The organism is Segatella maculosa OT 289 (assembly GCF_000243015.1).
In the GTDB taxonomy this organism is placed as follows: Bacteria; Bacteroidota; Bacteroidia; order Bacteroidales; family Bacteroidaceae; genus Prevotella; species Prevotella maculosa.
Genome location: NZ_JH594501.1, coordinates 258,189 through 275,770, shown reverse-complemented (window position 1 = coordinate 275,770; position 17,582 = coordinate 258,189). Strand labels below are relative to the sequence as shown.

Below are 17,582 nucleotides of genomic sequence, written 5' to 3'. Positions count from 1 at the left end.
AGTAAGATACATACATGAGCATCAGATTAAACAAAGCATTACGCGAATTGAACATAGGACGTCAAACGGCAGTTGACTTCCTTCAAAAGAAAAGTGAACTGGGAGAGGTGAAGGACGACCTGAGCTTCAAGCTCAACGATGCCCAATATCAGGCACTCGTAGAGGCTTTCAAGCAGGACGCTGCCGTGCGCAGTGAGGCGGAAAAGCTCTTTCAGAAGAAACCAAAAGAGAAGAAGCGCGCACCCGAAGTGAAGGAGAATCGTGCCGAAAGTCTGCTGGAATCGTCAAATCAACAGGTCTATAAGCAGGTCGGAAAAATCGACCTTGACAGCGTCGGCAAGAAGGCTTCGGCCCGAAAGTCTGCTGCTCCTGAAGAAAAAGCTCCCGAAACAAAGGCTGCTGCCGTCAGTCCGGAGCCCAAAAAGGAAGAAAAAGTGCCAGAACCTGAAGCCCCTAAGGAGGAGTTAAAGGCAGAAAAGCCGGTTGAAAAGCAACCGGTTGAGGAGCCGGAACAGCCGAAGGAACCCGAAGTTACAGTAGAAAAGGCCGACGAAGGCATCTTTACGCTGAAGAGCGAGCAGCAGATTCTCAACACACCAAAAGTGAATGTGCTGGGCAAGATAGACCTCGACACGCTGAATCAAAGCACACGTCCGAAGAAGAAATCCAAGGAAGAAAAGCGCAAGGAGCGTGAGGAAAAGGCGGCCACACAGAACGGTGGCGAACGCAAAAAGCGTGCACGCATCAACAAAGAGCGTGTGGACATCAATGCAGAAGCCAAGCAGAATACCGGGAATCAGGGCAACAACGGTGGCAATAACGCCGGGAAAAACAAGAATAAGAAGAACCGCAACAAGCGAAATCAAAAGCCGTTGGAGGTGGATGACGAGGCTGTGGCACGTCAGGTGAAGGAAACGCTCGCTCGATTGACGAGCAAAAGCCAGAACAAGAAGGGTGCCAAGTATCGCAAGGAAAAGCGTGAAGCGATTCAGGAAAAGCTGCAACAGGAGGCGAGTGCCGAACAAAACGAGTCAAAGGTGCTGAAGTTGACCGAGTTTGTGACGGTCAGTGAGTTGGCAACGATGATGAATATCAGTGTGACACAGGTCATCTCTACATTGATGAGCGTGGGCATCATGGTGTCCATCAACCAGCGACTTGACGCCGAGACCATCAATATGGTGGCCGATGAATTCGGCTTTAAGACGGAATATGTCAGTGCTGAGGTCCAAGAGGCTGTCAGTGAAGAAGTAGACGACGAGAATGATCTTGCTCCACGGGCTCCTATCGTTACGGTAATGGGGCATGTTGACCACGGTAAGACTTCCTTGCTCGACCATATCCGCAATACTAACGTCATTGCCGGTGAGGCTGGCGGCATTACACAGCATATCGGCGCATATAGTGTCACATTAAAGAACGGACAAAAGGTCACTTTCCTCGATACCCCGGGCCATGAAGCCTTTACAGCGATGCGTGCTCGTGGTGCACAGGTGACGGATATCGCCATCATTATCATTGCAGCTGACGACTCGGTGATGCCTACAACCAAGGAAGCTATCGCCCATGCGCAGGCAGCCGGCGTGCCCATGGTGTTCGCTATCAACAAGATTGACAAGCCCGGAGCCAATCCGGATAAGATACGTGAGGACTTAGCCAACATGAATTTGCTCGTTGAAGAGTGGGGCGGCAAGTATCAATGTCAGGAAATCAGTGCAAAGAAAGGTGTTGGTGTAGATGCTTTGTTGGACAAGGTGTTGCTTGAGGCCGAACTACTTGACCTCAAAGCCAACCCAAACCGGAAGGCTACGGGTACGATTATCGAGTCCTCACTTGATAAGGGGCGCGGTTACGTAAGTACAGTTCTTGTAAGTAATGGCACGATGAAGATTGGCGACGTTGTGATTGCAGGCACAAGCTGGGGTCGTATCAAAGCGATGTTCAACGAGCGCAACCAACGTATCGAGCAAGCCGGGCCTTCAGAGCCGGCAATTATCCTTGGTCTCAATGGGGCACCTACTGCGGGTGACCAATTCCATGTATTGGAATCGGAACAAGAGGCACGCGAGATTGCCAACAAGCGCGAACAGTTACAGCGTGAACAAGGCTTGCGAACACAGAAGCGCCTTACGCTTGGCGATATTTCACACCGCATTGCCCGCGGAGAGTTCCATGAATTGAATATCATTGTAAAGGGTGATACCGACGGTTCCATTGAGGCTTTGAGTGATTCGTTCATTAAACTCTCCACGGAGAAGGTACAGGTGAACGTCATCAGCAAGGCCGTGGGCCAGATTAGCGAGAACGATGTCATGTTGGCCAGTGCTTCTGATGCTGTCATCGTAGGCTTCCAAGTTCGTCCTTCTTCTGATGCGCGCCGATTGGCCGACCGTGAAGGCGTTGAAATCAACACCTATTCGATTATCTACGATGCCATTGACGACATCAAGAGTGCCATGGTGGGTATGCTGGATAAGGTGAAAAAGGAAATCGTTACTGGCCAGATTGAGGTGCAACAGGTGTTCAAAATCTCCAAAGTCGGGACCATTGCCGGCGGTTTGGTCACCGAGGGTAAGGTGCATGCCAAGGATAAAGCCCGCGTTGTTCGTGACGGTATCGTCATCCATACGGCTGATATCAATGCGCTGAAACGCTACAAGGACGATGTCAAGGAAGTTCCGATGGGAATGGAATGTGGCCTGAGTCTTGTCAACTATAACGACATCGTGGAGGGCGATATCATTGAAACCTTCACCGAGATCGAGGTAGAACAGAAACTATAAGCGTGCATCAGCTTTGCTTCCAGATGGAGGCAAAGCCGACCTGCCACTCATCAGCAATCTGCAAATATCGGAAACAAACGGCACACCAAAGCGGTCGCGCAGAACAGCCCGGTGGCTGAAAACCAATTACCTCTCGGAGAGGCCATGTGTTTCATCCCCGTGGAACTGTGCGTTCCACCCCCGTGGAACTGTGCGTTCCACCCCCGTGGAACTGTGTGTTCCAACCCCCTGGAACTGTGTGTTTCATCCCGATGGGAATGTTTTGGAAGTGTATGGGAGAACTCGCCATGTGGGAAATGCGCCTCGGCTCTTGCCGTATGCCGGCGACTGCATAGACCTGAAGAGAAGTTGCTTTCAGCCGTCTCGGCATTTGCAGGCATATATAAGGTAGTGGCACTCTTCGGCAATGACAGGGTGTCACTATTGTAATTAATAACAAATGTGACCATATTGGAAATGGTACACTATTTGTCAGTCATATTCATACAGACAGTTGTAAAATGGCAGAAAAGGAAAAGAATGAGTTTGTAAAACAGGTGGCAGAAAAGAAGTATGAGTTCGGCTTTACCACTGATGTACAGACCGATATCATAGAGAAAGGGCTCAACGAAGACGTTGTTCGCCTTATCTCGCACAAGAAAGGAGAACCTGAATGGCTACTTGATTTCCGCCTGAAAGCCTATGAATATTGGAGTCATCTCAAGCAACCTACTTGGGGACATGTACATCTTCCCGAGATAGATTATCAGGCTATCTCCTATTATGCAGACCCTTTGGCCAAGAAACCGAAGAACAAAGAGATCGATCCGGAGCTGGAAAAGACTTTCGACAAGCTGGGGATTCCTTTGGAAGAACGCTTGGCTTTGAGCGGAACGGCCGTCGATGCCATCATGGATTCGGTGTCGGTGAAGACCACGTTCAAGGAGAAATTGCGCGAGAAAGGTATCATCTTCTGTAGTATCGGCGAGGCCGTTAAGGAGCATTCCGACTTGGTTAAGGAGTATTTGGGAAGCGTTGTGCCCTATCGTGACAACTATTTTGCGGCGCTCAACAGTGCGGTTTTCAGCGATGGTTCGTTTGTTTATATTCCCAAAGGCGTGCGTTGTCCGATGGAACTCAGCAGTTATTTCCGTATCAATGCACGCAACACTGGTCAGTTCGAACGCACATTAATCGTCGCAGAAGACAATTCCTACGTGAGCTATCTGGAGGGTTGTACGGCCCCGATGCGTGATGAGAACCAGCTTCATGCAGCCATTGTGGAAATCATTGTCAAGGATAATGCCGAGGTGAAATACTCGACCGTGCAGAATTGGTACCCCGGTGACGAGCAAGGAAAGGGCGGTGTGCTGAACCTTGTGACCAAAAGAGGCGACCTGCGTGGTGTCAATTCGAAGCTGAGTTGGACGCAGGTCGAAACAGGTTCGGCCATTACTTGGAAGTATCCTTCGTGTATTTTGCGTGGTGACAACGCCGTTGCAGAGTTCTACAGTGTTGCTGTTACCAATCATTATCAAGAGGCCGACACCGGAACAAAGATGATTCACATGGGCAAGAACACCAAATCTACCATCATATCCAAGGGCATTTCGGCCGGTCACAGCCAGAATTCTTATCGCGGACTTGTGCGTGCGACGCCCCATGCAGACAATGCCCGGAACTACAGTTCGTGTGATTCTCTGCTGTTGGGCAGCAATTGTGGCGCCCATACCTTCCCTTATATGGATATCCATAACGACACGGCTGTGGTGGAACATGAGGCCACTACCTCCAAAATATCCGAAGACCAACTCTTCTATTGCAACCAACGTGGCATCCCAACCGAGCAGGCCGTGGGGCTGATTGTCAATGGTTATGCCAAAGAAGTGCTCAACAAGCTGCCCATGGAGTTTGCCGTTGAGGCCCAGAAGCTGTTGAGTGTGAGTCTTGAAGGAACTGTAGGATAAAGGAATAATAACGATTTTGAAGTAAGAAAATGTTAGAAGTAAGAAACTTGCATGCCGAGATTGCCGGCAAAGAAATATTAAGAGGCATCGACCTCACGGTCAATGACGGAGAGATTCATGCGATTATGGGCCCCAATGGCTCGGGAAAATCAACGCTGAGTGCAGTGCTCACAGGAAACCCGCTCTATACGGTTACCGAGGGAGAAGCCGTCTTTAACGGTCAGAACCTGCTTGAGATGAAGCCCGAGGACCGGGCGCGGGCAGGCTTGTTCCTTTCGTTCCAATATCCGGTTGAGATACCCGGCGTGTCAATGACCAATTTCATGCGGGCCGCCATCAATGCCAAACGCGAGTATGAAGGCCGGGAACCGCTGAATGCCGCCGACTTTTTGAAGCTCATGCGCGAGAAGAGAAAGCTGGTAGATTTGGATAGTAAGCTGGCACATCGCTCGGTCAACGAAGGCTTTTCGGGCGGAGAGAAGAAGCGAAATGAAATCTTTCAGATGGCAATGTTGGAGCCGACGCTCAGCATTCTCGACGAAACTGACTCGGGACTTGACGTTGATGCGATGCGCATTGTGGCCGACGGTGTGAACAAAATGCACACGGCAAAGACCTCGGCCATCGTCATTACGCATTACGAACGCCTGCTGGACATGATCAAACCTAACTTGGTTCACGTGCTTTACAAAGGAAGAATCGTCAAGACTTCCGGCCCCGAACTGGCCAAGGAAATCGAACAACACGGTTATGATTGGATCAAAGAAGAGGCTGATGCCCGATATGATGACTAACAAAGTGGCTGATGATGAACAGTGAACAACAATATATCGATCTCTACAACGAGGCTTCGGACATGCTTAAGCGCCATGCTGCCGACGTGCTCAACGCCGTTCGCGACCGTGCCTTTGCCGATTTCAAGGCACAAGGTTTCCCGACACGCAAGGTAGAACGCTACAAATACACCGACATTCCGGCCTTGTTTGCACCGGATTATGGCTTGAATCTCAATCGTTTGGAGATACCGTTGAACCCTTACGACACGTTCAAATGCGACGTACCTAACCTCAGTACGTCCCTTTACTTCGTTGTCAACGACAGCTTTTATAACAAGATGCTGCCGCAAGCAGGCCTGCCCGAGGGCGTCATCGTTGACTCCTTGGGGCACGTAGCCACTCAGAAGCCGGGCCTCATCGCTGAATATTATGCCCGGATTGCCGATACCCGAGAAGATGCCATCACGGCTTTGAACACGATGTTCGCCCAAGATGGCCTCTTTGTCTACGTGCCGAAGCATGTCAAGATAGACCGTGCTATTCAGGTCATCAATATCCTTCGTGCCGATGTAGACCTCATGGTCAACCGCCGTGTGCTCATCGTTATGGAACAAGGTGCCGAAGCCAAGTTCCTATTTTGCGACCATGCAGCCGACAACCGCAAGTTTCTTTCCACACAAGTCATCGAGGCTTATGTGGCCGAGAATGCAAGTTTGGAACTCAACTGCTTAGAGGAAACGCATCTGAAGAACACACGTTTGAGCAATGTCTACATCGAACAGCAGGCCAACAGTCGCGTCAATCACAACGTCATCACCCTGCATAACGGCGTAACGCGCAATCGCCTCGACCTCGTTCTCAAGGGCGAAGGGGCCGAATGCCATTGCAACGGCTGCGTGGTGGCCGATAAGGAACAACACGTAGACAACAATACGCTCATCGATCATCAGGCCCCGCATTGCACAAGCAACGAGCTTTATAAATACGTTCTCGACGACAATGCGGTGGGAGCCTTTGCTGGTCGCGTGCTCGTCAGGCAGGAAGCGCAGAAGACCATCAGTCAGGAAACCAACCAAAACCTCTGCGCCACGAAGACCGCCCACATGTACACGCAGCCCATGTTGGAGATTTATGCCGACGACGTGAAGTGTGCCCACGGCTCAACGGTGGGACAATTGAACGATGCGGCCATGTTCTATATGCAGCAACGCGGCATCAGCAAGAAGGAAGCCAAGCTGCTCTTGGAGTTCGCTTTCATCAATGAGGTCATCGACAAGATGGAACTTGAACCGCTGCGCGACCGTTTGCACCACCTTGTCGAGAAGCGTTTCCGCGGCGAACTGGACAAGTGTGAGGGCTGCGATTTGTGCAAGTGACCGCTTCACTCCATGGAGGTGTTTTTGACAACTTATACTTTTGTAAGGCACAACTTATACTTTCGTCAATTACGGCTCCTCATCTTGAGGCGAAAAGAAACCGCTGAAAAGAGGAGAGGTCAGGCTTGCAAACCAATCATAATGATGAATTTTAAATGAAGGATTACGAATTAAACCGGATAAGAAAGGATTTCCCCATTCTCTCGCGCACCGTTTATGACCGCCCACTTGTCTATTTCGACAACGCGGCCACCACGCAGAAGCCACTCTGTGTGCTGGATACGATGCGTGAAGAATACGTGAATGTCAATGCCAACGTGCATCGTGGGGTGCATTGGCTCAGCCAGCAAGCTACAGAACTGCATGAGGGAGCGCGCGAAACGGTGCGCAGATTCATTCATGCAAGAACCGCAAATGAGATTGTTTTCACCCGCGGAACCACCGAAGGACTCAATCTCATCGCGTCGAGTTTCTGTGAAGCTTTCATGCAAGAAGGCGACGAAGTCATCATTTCCACCGTTGAACACCATTCTAATATTGTTCCTTGGCAACTTCAACAAGCCCGAAAAGGCATTGTTCTGAAGGTCATTCCGATGGACGATAACGGCGTTCTCGACCTCAAAGCCTTTGAGTGTATGCTTGGCGAAAAGACCAAGATTGTGAGCGTTTCTCATGTCAGCAACGTCTTGGGGACCATCAATCCGGTAGCAGAAATCATTCGTATTGCACATGAACATAACGTTCCGGTCGTCATAGATGGGGCCCAGAGTGCACCCCATTTCAAGGTCGACGTGCAGCAACTTGATTGCGATTTCTTCGTGTTCAGCGGACATAAGGTCTACGGCCCCACGGGCATCGGCGTGCTGTATGGCAAGGAAGATTGGCTCGACCGGCTGCCCCCTTATCAGGGTGGTGGCGAGATGATTTCGCATGTCAGCTTCGACAAGACCACTTTTGAGCGTCCGCCGCTGAAGTTCGAGGCTGGAACACCCGACTATATCGCCACGACCGGGCTTGCAAAAGCCCTGGATTATGTGTCTGATTTGGGCATGGAGGCCATTCAAAAGCATGAGGAAGAACTCACGCGTTATGCTATCCGGCAACTGCGAACGATTGAAGGAATGAAGCTTTATGGCGTGCCCGACGATGCTTCTTCGCCTTTACGCCACGATGCCGTCATCAGTTTTCAGCTCCGCGACATTCATCATATGGACATGGGTACGCTGCTCGACCGCCTCGGTATAGCCATTCGCACGGGCCATCACTGTGCCCAACCGCTCATGGACCGCTTGGGTGTGCTCGGAACTTCGCGCATCAGCTTCGCACTTTACAACACTTTCGAGGAAGTCGATGCCCTCATTGCGGCCATTAAACGCATCAACACGATGTTTTGAAGTGGTCAAGTTGACGGCAAACGAGTGAACAAATTGTGTGCTTTTCAGCATGTAGGAACCGAACGGCTCGTGCGTTCGCTCGCACTTCAGTTGACAAGCTGACATGTTAACAAGTAAAATGCGTTGCATGTCTGCCTGCTCGGCTTTGCATCAGCCTCGTGTTTGCATGATAAAAAATAGCTTATATGCTTCTTCCACATTATTATCACGGCCTTGTCGAGGCCGGTTGTGACGAAGCCGGCCGCGGTTGTCTGGCCGGAAGTGTCTATGCTGCGGCGGTCATTCTGCCTCCCGACTATGACAATCCGGCCCTGAACGACAGCAAACAGCTTTCGTCCAAGAAGCGTTACGCCTTGCGCGAACAGATTGAACATGATGCTTTGGCGTGGGCCGTGGGCATTGCTACGCCCCAAGAGATTGACGAAATCAACATTCTCCACGCCAGTTTCTTGGCCATGCACCGTGCACTTGACCAACTGAAAGTGCGCCCCGAGGCTCTGATTATCGACGGGAACCACTTCGATCCCTATGTCGTTGGCGCGAAACTGCCCGATGCCGGCAGGCAATTGCCCCATACTTGCATCGTCAAGGGCGACGGAAAATACCAAAGTATTGCCGCCGCCGCCATCTTGGCCAAGACCTATCGCGATGATTACATGGTGGAACAGGCCCGCCTCCACCCCTTTTATGACTGGGAAAGCAACAAGGGCTATCCCACCAAAAAGCATTATCAGGGAATTGAGGAGCACGGGATTAGCGAGTTGCATAGGAGGAGTTATCAATTAAGAGCCTCCCCCTGCCCCTCCAAAGGAGAGGAGCATACGTTTGCGGAGGGCGAGTTTGAGTTTGACAAATGAGCGTTTTAGTTAGGTTGGATGGGCAGGCCAAATCCATTTGAATATTGGAATGGTGAGAAAATATACTTGTAACGGGATAAGAAAAGAGAATAATATAACATTAATAGCCCTGCCGCAAGGGGTTCACCCCTCCTTCGGAGGGGCGGGGGGAGGCCTCTATGAAGAAATTAGGCAACGAGCTTTCGCTCATACTTTTAATGACCGATGGTACCGATTACACTGCACAAGACTTGTGTAAGCACCTGAATTGCACGCGTCGCAACCTATATTACTATCTTCAATTCCTGCGTGATTACGGTTTCAAAGTGCTGCGTAACGGAAACTGTTACCGTCTTGATCCCAATTCACCGTTCTTTCAACGCATCGCTTCTTCGGTGAATTTCACAGCCACGGAGGCTGCTTTGCTCTTTCAACTTGCCGACGGTGCCGACGCCAAGAACCCCACCGTAGCCTCTATTAAGCGTAAGTTAGCCTGCGCCTACGACCTGCGTTGCTTCACCGACTCACGCTATCGAAAGAAGCAACTTCGTAATCTCGACGACCTCACCACGGCCATCAACAACCGAAGGGTAGTCTGTTTGCACCGTTATTCCTCGCCTCATAGCCATTCATTCAGCGACCGTGTGGTCGAACCTTTCCTCTTTTTGAACGACCATCAAGACGTGCGTTGCTACGAATTTGCATCGGGAATGAACAAAACATTCAAGCTGGCGCGCATCGGAAAGGTTGAAATCTACGACGCACCTTGGATACATGCCGACCTTCATAAGCGTGTTTTCACCGACATGTTCGGCTTTTCGGGCGAGCAAAGCTACCGTGTCCGGCTGCGCATGGGCCAACTTTCCTACAATCTTATGCTTGAAGAGTATCCCATTTCGTCGGGGTTTTTCACGCCCGAAGACGAGCATCACTGGCTCTTCGAAGCCGATATGATGAGTTATCTGGGCATTGGTCGCTTCATACTCGGGCTTTATGACGACATCGAAGTGCTGGGAGATGAAGGCTTGCGCAGGTATGTTGAGGGGAAAAAAGGAGCCTCCCCCAACCCCTCCAAAGGAGGGGAGAGCGAGATTGCGGGCTAAGTAGGGACGCACGGCCTGTGCGTCCACTCACATTTTGGTTAACAGCAGACAAGTAGACGGGTGGACAAGTTGATTGTTCATGCGCATGTAGGGACGCACGGCTCGTGCGTCCATTCCAACAATCATGTGCATTCACTTACAATTCATCCTGAGCGGACGCACGAGCCGTGCGTCCCTACATCTCCTTCTCGCTCCTATTCATGTGCAAAACAGCTGATGCAGCAAACCACTTGCACGCATGTAGGGACGCACGGCTCGTGCGTCCGCCCGCTTTATAACTGACAAGTTGACGAGTTAACAGGCAAGCGGGTTGGCAGTAAATGTATTGAAGTGCGGCCACTTGACAAAACGAGGGAGCGAACATGCCCCATGCCGTGAACAAACTCCATGGGGGTCGGCCATTAAAAACCCTGCATCTTCGTCGAAACGCATGAAGCATTACTATCATCGTCATGTTATTTGTCCATTAAAAAAGCCTACTTGTTCGCCCCTTATGATGTATCTGCCGGACTGAAATCAAGCCATCGGCATTCTTCCATTCATCGTCTGCCGTCCCATCTGTAAGCCTTTGGAAAACAACCTGTTGGACACAGGCTTCCAATATGGCCCATTTTGCGGTGCAAAGTCAGCCATATTGCACGCTAACCGCAGCCATTTTACCGCGCAATATAACTGACTTTGCCAACCGGAACAGGCGCACTTGCATCTCTCCCCTCCCTCGGGAGGGGCCGGGGTGGACTTTATTGCAAATCGAAACGGACCGGCTTGCTGCTCTCCCCTCCCTTTTGAAGAAGAGTACTTCTCAAGAAAACGTCAATAAGGAAGTTGTAGTTGCGTCTCTCCCCTCCCTCGGGAGGGGCCGGGGGTGGGCTTCTATATCTCAAAAGGTGATGTAGGGACGAAGGCGTTCGAGGGCTTCCGGGGGAAAAGACTTGAGGAGCCGGAGGTCGTCAAGCCGCTTCAACGGACCGCGAAGTCGGCGATAATCCACGATATCGCGGGCCATATAGAAGTCGATATAAGGGTGATGTCGCAGTTGAGAAAGCGTGAGTTGATTGACATTCAGCCTTGAAACAAGGGCGGCATTCACGCTGAAATAGTTCAGAGAAGTAGCCGGAAAGCCGTCGATTTCCAGCAACTGTGCGGGATTGACGAAGCCACCCAAGCGGTCACGATAGCGCACAATCTGACGCGCATAATAGGGTCCTATGCCCGGAACATGCTGCAAAAGCGAGGTGTCGGCAGCGTTCAACTCGATGTGTTCTCCCGCTTTCAGCTTCGGTGTATAGTGTGCCACGAGGCTGTCATGGCGTGCTTTGCGCTCTTGGGCCTCGGGAAGAAGCGCGGCAGGTTGGTACGCTTTGCCGATGCGGATATAGGGTTTCAGGGCAAGATACTGCTTTTGTGTGAGCCCATAAAGGCGGGCAAAGTCAGCCGGACAGCGATAGATGCCGCCCTTGCTGCGGTATTTATAGATGTTACGCACCTGCCATGGGCGCAGCCCCAAGCTCAACAGGGCGGTACTGTCGGCCGTATTCGGGTCGAACGTGAACAGTTCGGGCGTCCGTTCTTCCACCTTATAATATAGTGGTCGACCGGTTTTGCCGTCCACTCTACCCTTCTGAGGTTGCGACCGGCAGCCATTTTCCGTGGTGACCGTCTTGTCGTCGAAGAGGAAGAACGCAGTGATTGCGGCCACGGCCAGCGCAAGCAGGAAGAGAATAGCTTGGCGATCGGAGCGGTTGAAATAGAAGAATTCCTTGAGTTTCATGCCATCAGATGCGTTTCAAGGGGTATGGGACGTTTTCGCTCTTGTTCATGGCCATCAAATCAAGTGGAATTGATGCAACACGATGGCCAGAATGCACAGCGGACAGACGAAACGCATGGCGAAAATGAACAGATGATAACAGCTGAAACGCAGCGTTCCCCAGTTCGTCAGCTCGTCTTTGATGATTTGTTTCGGCACATACCAGCCCATGAAAAGGCACATTAACATGCCACAGACGGGCAACATCAGCTGTCCGGTCACAAAGTCGAAGAGGTCGAAAAGGTCCATTCCGAAGAGCGACATGTGGGCTTTCTGTCCGATAGACACCGAACATACCGCCCCAATCAGGCAGCAGGCGACGGTCACAATCCATGCGCCTGTCTTGCGGGAGATGTGCAGTTCTTCATAAAAGAAAGCGGTGTTGACCTCGTGAAGGGATATCAAAGAGGTCAAAGCGGCCAGCGAAAGCAGTGCATAAAACATCAATGCCACGAGCCAACCAATGACCGGGAAGCCCGAAAAGGCTTGATTGAAGACGTTGGGCAGCGTGATGAAGATGAGCGAAGGACCGCTGTCGGGACTGATTCCGACCGAAAAAGCCGCGGGAAATATCATCAATCCGGCCAGAACGGCCACCAACAAGTCAATCAATCCGATTTGAACGGCCGCCTTGCTGATGTTGGTCTGTCGGCTGAAATAGCTGGCATAGGTGCACAGGCAGCCCATGGCGATGCTCAAAGAATAGAAACATTGGCCCAAAGCCCCAAGGAAAACGTCGCCCGTGAGCTTGGAAAAGTCGGGCTTCAGCAAGAAGTCCATACCCTTGGATGCTCCGGGTAGCAGGCAGGCGGCAACCACAATGACGAGCAAAAGCACAAAAAGCGTGGGCATCATCAGCTTGGAAGCCTTCTCAATGCCATTGCGAACGCCATGCACAATCACGAAATGTGTGATGCCAAAGATAATGATTGTCCAGACCACGGGACGTATCGGATCGTTGGAAAAAGCCTCAAAATAGGCCGTAATAAAGGCCGGATCGCCTTTCAATTCGCCCATCAAAGCGGCATAGATATAGTTGAGACACCAACCCGAAACGACTGCATAATAACCCGTAATCAGGAAACCTGTGAGCACTTCCAAGTAGCCGATCCACTTCCATCTCGTCCCTTTTGCGAGGCGAGTGTAGGCTCTTGCCGTGTTAGAAGCACCGTGACGGCCGATGATAAACTCGCCAATCATGCAGGGAATTCCAAGCACAATGACGCACAATATATAGATGATAATGAACGCAGCTCCGCCATTTTCGCCCGTCATATAGGGGAAACGCCAAATGTTTCCAAGCCCTACAGCCGACCCGGCCGTGGCCAATATCACGCCAATCTTGCTCCCGAAGTTTACTCTTTCTTCTGACATTTCATCATGGTTTGATGGAATACTGACGACAAATTTATAAAAAATATTCCGCTTTTACGGTATAATAGAAAGAATATATTGCCTTTTTGTTGCTGTTTATCATTGCAGGATAACGTTCAATCATATTATGTGAGATGGCAAACCGTGTCCCATCAGTCGGCCAACGACAGGTTTTCGCGGGCTTTCTTGGGCAGTTTTCCAACGATGTTCACATAAGATTGGCGAATGAGTTGCCTGACCAATCCGTCGTCAAGCCGTTCAATAAAGAGGTCGCTCCAATGTTCTTTGTTCATGTGATAGGCCGGCTGGATAGCGTCATAGCGTTCTCTCAGCTCGCGAGCCGTGTCGGGTTGTATGTTGACGGCTATGCGTGGCTCAGGCGATTCGAGCCAAATCAGTACGAACCATTTGCCATGTATGCGGAAAGAAAGCCAGTCGCCGGCAAACAGGTCTTCGGTAACTTCGGGGTGAAGCGATAGGACATAGGTGCGGATTTCTTCTATATTCATAAGCCTATCGGTATGCTTCGGGCAGCGACTCGCGCCATAGTTTGAAAGGATAATGCAGCATGTGCGAGTTATAGAAGCGTTTGTCGCCCGTCACTTCCATGCCGATGAAGTCGGGTTTCTCGTAAGGTTCTTCAGCGTTTTGCAGTTCCACTTCGGCCATAACGAGCCCCTCATTGTCCCCATGGAACTCATCCACCTCGAACGTATGGCTGCCGCACTTCACCAAATAGCGGTGTTTATCGATCACACCGCCCTTACAAAGCATCATCAGATGGGCTGCTTCGTCGACTGAAATCTCCTTTTCGAACTCGTAACGTGACAGTCCGTTGTCGGTAGAACGGCTCTTGATAGTCAGAAAAGCCTTGTCACCTCGAAGCCGAATGCGCACGGTTGCGCCCTCAGCAGGAATGTAACCTTGCTTGATGTGCACACAGTTGAAAGCGACATCTCTATAGTTTCCGCCTTTCTTGACAAGGAACTTGCGTTCTATTTCCAGCCCGCTGCTCATTGCATGGCAACCATAATAATCAGATAAAGGACGGCAAGAGCAATCAAACCAATGAATATCCAGTTGACGATATTCTTGCCTTCCGACTCTTGTTTCTTCTGATAGGCTTCGCGTTTTGCCTTTCTCAATGTTTTGTTATTACTCATCGTGTCAGTCTTTTAGATTATTATTTTATTTGTTTCTCCATCTCTACGCTTCCTTTTCGGCGTCGGTTGCCGCGAATTCCATCAGATATGCCTTGATGAAACCATCTATTTTGCCATCCATTACGCCGTCAACATCAGACGTTTGATAGCCGGTTCTGTGGTCTTTTACACGCCGATCATCGAACACATAGCTGCGGATTTGGCTGCCCCACTCAATCTTTTTCTTCCCTGCTTCCACCTTTGCTTGCTCCGCTTGCTTCCTTTTCAGCGCCCTATCATAGAGCTGCGACTTCAACAGAAGCATGGCTTTTGCACGGTTCTTCGGCTGGTCTCGCGTCTCGGTATTCTCAATCAAGATCTCTTCATGCTCCCCTGTATCGGGGTCTTCATACTGATATCGCAGGCGAACTCCAGACTCTACCTTGTTCACATTCTGCCCTCCTGCACCGCCAGAGCGGAACGTATCCCAGCTCACCTTGGCCGGATCGACATACACTTCGATAGAATCATCGACCAAAGGTGTAACAAACACGCTCGCAAAACTGGTCATTCTCTTCCCCTGCGCATTGTAGGGCGAGACCCTCACCAAGCGATGAACGCCGTTCTCACACTTGAGATAGCCGTAAGCATCGCCGCCTTCGATGGTCATAGTGACGCTTTTAATGCCGGCTTCGTCGCCATCTTGAATGTCAGTTATCTTCACTGTGTAGCCGTGGGCCTCGCTCCAACGCTGATACATGCGCATCAACATCTCGGCCCAATCCTGACTTTCGGTGCCACCCGCGCCCGAATTGATTTTCAATACCGCGTCCATAGCGTCCTCTTCTTGGCGCAACATGTTCCTCAACTCCAAGTCCTCGACGGCCTTAATGGCCTTGGCATAGTCGGCATCCACCTCTTCTTCGGTCACCATTTCGTCCTTATAGAAGTCGAAAGCCAGCTGAAGTTCGTCGGTCAACTCACGGCAATGGGCATACTCTTTCAGCCATTTCTCAATGCCTTTTACCTTTTTCATCTGCGCTTCGGCACGCTTGGGATCGTCCCAAAAGTCGGGAGCTTGCGTGCGCAACTGCTCCTCTTCGAATTCTATTTTCTTTTGGTCGATGTTCAAATATCGCCGCAATGCGTCGGTACGTTCAACGATATCTTTCAACTGATCTGCTGTAATCATACTTCTTCGTACATTTTATCAATCTTCTCAGCATAGTTTTTATAGATTACAGGCCGCCGCAATTTGAGCGTATTCGTCAGTTCTCCGCTCTCCATCGAGAAGTGATGAGACAGCAAAGTGAAGCGTTTGATTTGCTCATATGAGGCCAGTTGCTGTTGCAAAGTCTCGATACGGTCTTGCATCATGGCGTGGATAGCCTCACTGTCGCACAGGTCTTCGCGACTCGAGAAAGGGATATTCCGCTCGCGAGCCCAGTCTTCAAGCAATCGAAACTCGGGCACAATGAGAGCCGAAACGAACTTTCTTTGGTCGGCAACTACGGCAACCTGATCGATATACTTATCCACAAGGAGCAGCGATTCCACCATCTGTGGGGCCACATACTTGCCATTCGACGTTTTAAAAAGGTCTTTGATGCGTTCTTTCAAGAAGAGTTCTCCGTTCTTGAGATAGCCGGCATCGCCCGTATGAAAGAAGCCGTCGGCATCGAAAGCCTCTGCATTTATCTGGTCACGGTGGTAATATCCGCGCGTAATCGTGGGGCCTTTGAGCAACACTTCGTCGTTATCTCCGATCTTGATTTCAAGTCCTTCGATGGGCCTTCCCACCGACCCAATCGTGTAAGGCTCGCCTTTATGGTCGCAAGAAACGGTGGCAAGACTCTCCGTCAGACCGTAACCAACGATCATACAGATGCCGACCGAGTGGACAAACTCTTCCACTTCGGGCGACACATAAGCTCCCGCCGTGGGAAAGATATTGGGGTTTTCCAAGCCAATCTGCTTGCGCACAAGACTCAAAATGGTCTTGTTGACGAGCTGATATTCAAGTTCCAAGGCCAGCGGAACACGCTTTCCGCGACTCAAATATTCGATGTTTCGCTTCCTTCCTATGCTCAATGCGTGCTGAAAAACCTTGCGTTGAACGGCATTGGCCTCGTCAATTCTTGACTTGACTGCAATATATACCTTCTCCCAAAAGCGCGGAACGGCACTCATACTCGTTGGATGTGTCTCGCGCATGCTTTGCTGTATCTCGTTCGGATAAGTGTTGATGATGAGCTGTGCGCCCTCCGTTAGTGACAGATATGCCCAACCTCGCTCGAAAATATGCGTCAATGGGAGGAAGCTGATCACACGGTCTTGCTCGCCCACAGGCACACATTTGTCATTAGCTTCCATGGCTGCGTGATACTGTCCGTAGCTCAATATCACACCTTTGCTGTCACCTGTCGTCCCACTTGTATAGAGAATGTTGCATATATCCTCGTCATTAGCCTGCCCCCATAGCTGCTCCACCTCGCTTTGCCGGGGCAACTTCTCGCCCAAGGCAATGAAATCATCGAAATAAAGTGCGTGAGGGTCGTGCGTACTGATGCGCACACTGGGGTCGAAGATGATGATTCTTTCGAGCGAAGGGCACAGTGCAAAGATGCGATGGGCCTTGTCGTACTGCTCTTGTTCACCCACGAAAAGGAAGCGAACCTGCGCATCATTGACCATATATTGTATCTGTTGCTCGCTCGTTGTGGCATAGAAAGGAATCGAAACCACGCGAACACCGTAGGCTCCGAAGTCGGTATAGAGATACTGAATGCAGTTTTGTGCAAACACAGCAATGTTCTCTTGCGGCTTAACCCCAAGGTTCAAGAGGGCGTTGCTGACCTGTTTCACACGCAAGGAGAACTGATTCCACGATACAGTCTTCCACTCCAAGCTACCGAAATTGCGGAAGGTAAGCGCGTCACGCTCCCCGTATTTCTTGGCTTGCTCATGTATCAACACCGAAAGATGACATTTTGTTTGCATAGCAAGATACTCTTTTAATGATGCAAAGATAGCAGAATTGAG

Annotated in this window: 14 protein-coding genes; 7 read left to right on the top strand and 7 right to left on the bottom strand. The window is 50.6% G+C overall.

Annotated features, from left to right (window positions below; translation table 11 throughout):
- Positions 1–14: 14 nt before the first annotated feature.
- The 7 genes from infB (at position 15) to HMPREF9944_RS03290 (ending at position 10,214) form a co-directional block, all read left to right on the top strand.
- Positions 15–2,783, top strand: coding sequence for a translation initiation factor IF-2 (gene infB, locus HMPREF9944_RS03320; protein WP_008564435.1), 2,769 nt, complete (start codon positions 15–17; stop codon positions 2,781–2,783).
- Between the two features lie 500 nt (positions 2,784–3,283).
- Entirely contained in the window at positions 3,284–4,729 is a 1,446-nt protein-coding gene (sufB, locus tag HMPREF9944_RS03315; RefSeq protein ID WP_008564434.1) for a Fe-S cluster assembly protein SufB, read from the top strand.
- A 29-nt stretch (positions 4,730–4,758) separates the two neighbouring features.
- Positions 4,759–5,523 carry a Fe-S cluster assembly ATPase SufC gene (gene sufC / locus HMPREF9944_RS03310; RefSeq protein ID WP_008564433.1) on the top strand — a complete coding sequence of 255 codons (765 nt, stop codon included), beginning with the start codon at positions 4,759–4,761 and terminating at the stop codon, positions 5,521–5,523.
- Positions 5,524–5,537: 14 nt separating this feature from the next.
- Complete coding sequence (sufD, locus tag HMPREF9944_RS03305; RefSeq protein WP_008564432.1) at positions 5,538–6,881, top strand: Fe-S cluster assembly protein SufD; 1,344 nt, start codon at positions 5,538–5,540, stop codon at positions 6,879–6,881.
- A gap of 155 nt (positions 6,882–7,036) precedes the next feature.
- Entirely contained in the window at positions 7,037–8,275 is a 1,239-nt protein-coding gene (locus HMPREF9944_RS03300; RefSeq protein WP_008564431.1) for an aminotransferase class V-fold PLP-dependent enzyme, read from the top strand.
- 185 nt (positions 8,276–8,460) lie between these two features.
- Positions 8,461–9,132: a ribonuclease HII gene (locus HMPREF9944_RS03295; protein WP_008564430.1), complete on the top strand. Its 672-nt coding sequence runs from the start codon at positions 8,461–8,463 to the stop codon at positions 9,130–9,132.
- 158 nt (positions 9,133–9,290) lie between these two features.
- Positions 9,291–10,214 carry a helix-turn-helix transcriptional regulator gene (locus HMPREF9944_RS03290; protein ID WP_008564429.1) on the top strand — a complete coding sequence of 308 codons (924 nt, stop codon included), beginning with the start codon at positions 9,291–9,293 and terminating at the stop codon, positions 10,212–10,214.
- Positions 10,215–11,094: 880 nt separating this feature from the next.
- Here the strand turns inward: HMPREF9944_RS03290 and HMPREF9944_RS03280 are convergent.
- From HMPREF9944_RS03280 to HMPREF9944_RS03250, 7 genes are all read right to left on the bottom strand, one after another.
- Positions 11,095–11,985 carry a helix-hairpin-helix domain-containing protein gene (locus HMPREF9944_RS03280; protein ID WP_008564428.1) on the bottom strand — a complete coding sequence of 297 codons (891 nt, stop codon included), beginning with the start codon at positions 11,983–11,985 and terminating at the stop codon, positions 11,095–11,097.
- 54 nt (positions 11,986–12,039) lie between these two features.
- The gene (locus HMPREF9944_RS03275) at positions 12,040–13,398 is read right to left on the bottom strand and encodes a sodium-dependent transporter (RefSeq protein ID WP_008564427.1); all 1,359 of its coding nucleotides are present in this window, start codon (positions 13,396–13,398) and stop codon (positions 12,040–12,042) included.
- Positions 13,399–13,550: 152 nt separating this feature from the next.
- Positions 13,551–13,907 (bottom strand): MmcQ/YjbR family DNA-binding protein, encoded by a 357-nt coding sequence (locus HMPREF9944_RS03270; RefSeq protein ID WP_008564426.1) that lies wholly within the window; start codon positions 13,905–13,907, stop codon positions 13,551–13,553.
- A gap of 4 nt (positions 13,908–13,911) precedes the next feature.
- A complete protein-coding gene (locus HMPREF9944_RS03265) occupies positions 13,912–14,415 on the bottom strand; it encodes a CYTH domain-containing protein (protein ID WP_008564424.1) in 504 nt (167 codons plus the stop codon).
- Positions 14,412–14,561, bottom strand: a complete 150-nt coding sequence (locus tag HMPREF9944_RS13105) for a hypothetical protein (protein WP_008564423.1) — start codon at positions 14,559–14,561, stop codon at positions 14,412–14,414. Before HMPREF9944_RS13105 ends, HMPREF9944_RS03265 begins: the two co-directional genes overlap by 4 nt.
- A gap of 43 nt (positions 14,562–14,604) precedes the next feature.
- Positions 14,605–15,732: a peptide chain release factor 2 gene (gene prfB / locus HMPREF9944_RS03255; protein WP_008564422.1), complete on the bottom strand. Its 1,128-nt coding sequence runs from the start codon at positions 15,730–15,732 to the stop codon at positions 14,605–14,607.
- The gene (locus HMPREF9944_RS03250; protein WP_044113292.1) at positions 15,729–17,540 is read right to left on the bottom strand and encodes an AMP-dependent synthetase/ligase; all 1,812 of its coding nucleotides are present in this window, start codon (positions 17,538–17,540) and stop codon (positions 15,729–15,731) included. The genes prfB and HMPREF9944_RS03250 overlap by 4 nt, the downstream gene beginning before the upstream one ends.
- Between the last annotated feature and the right edge of the window lie 42 nt (positions 17,541–17,582).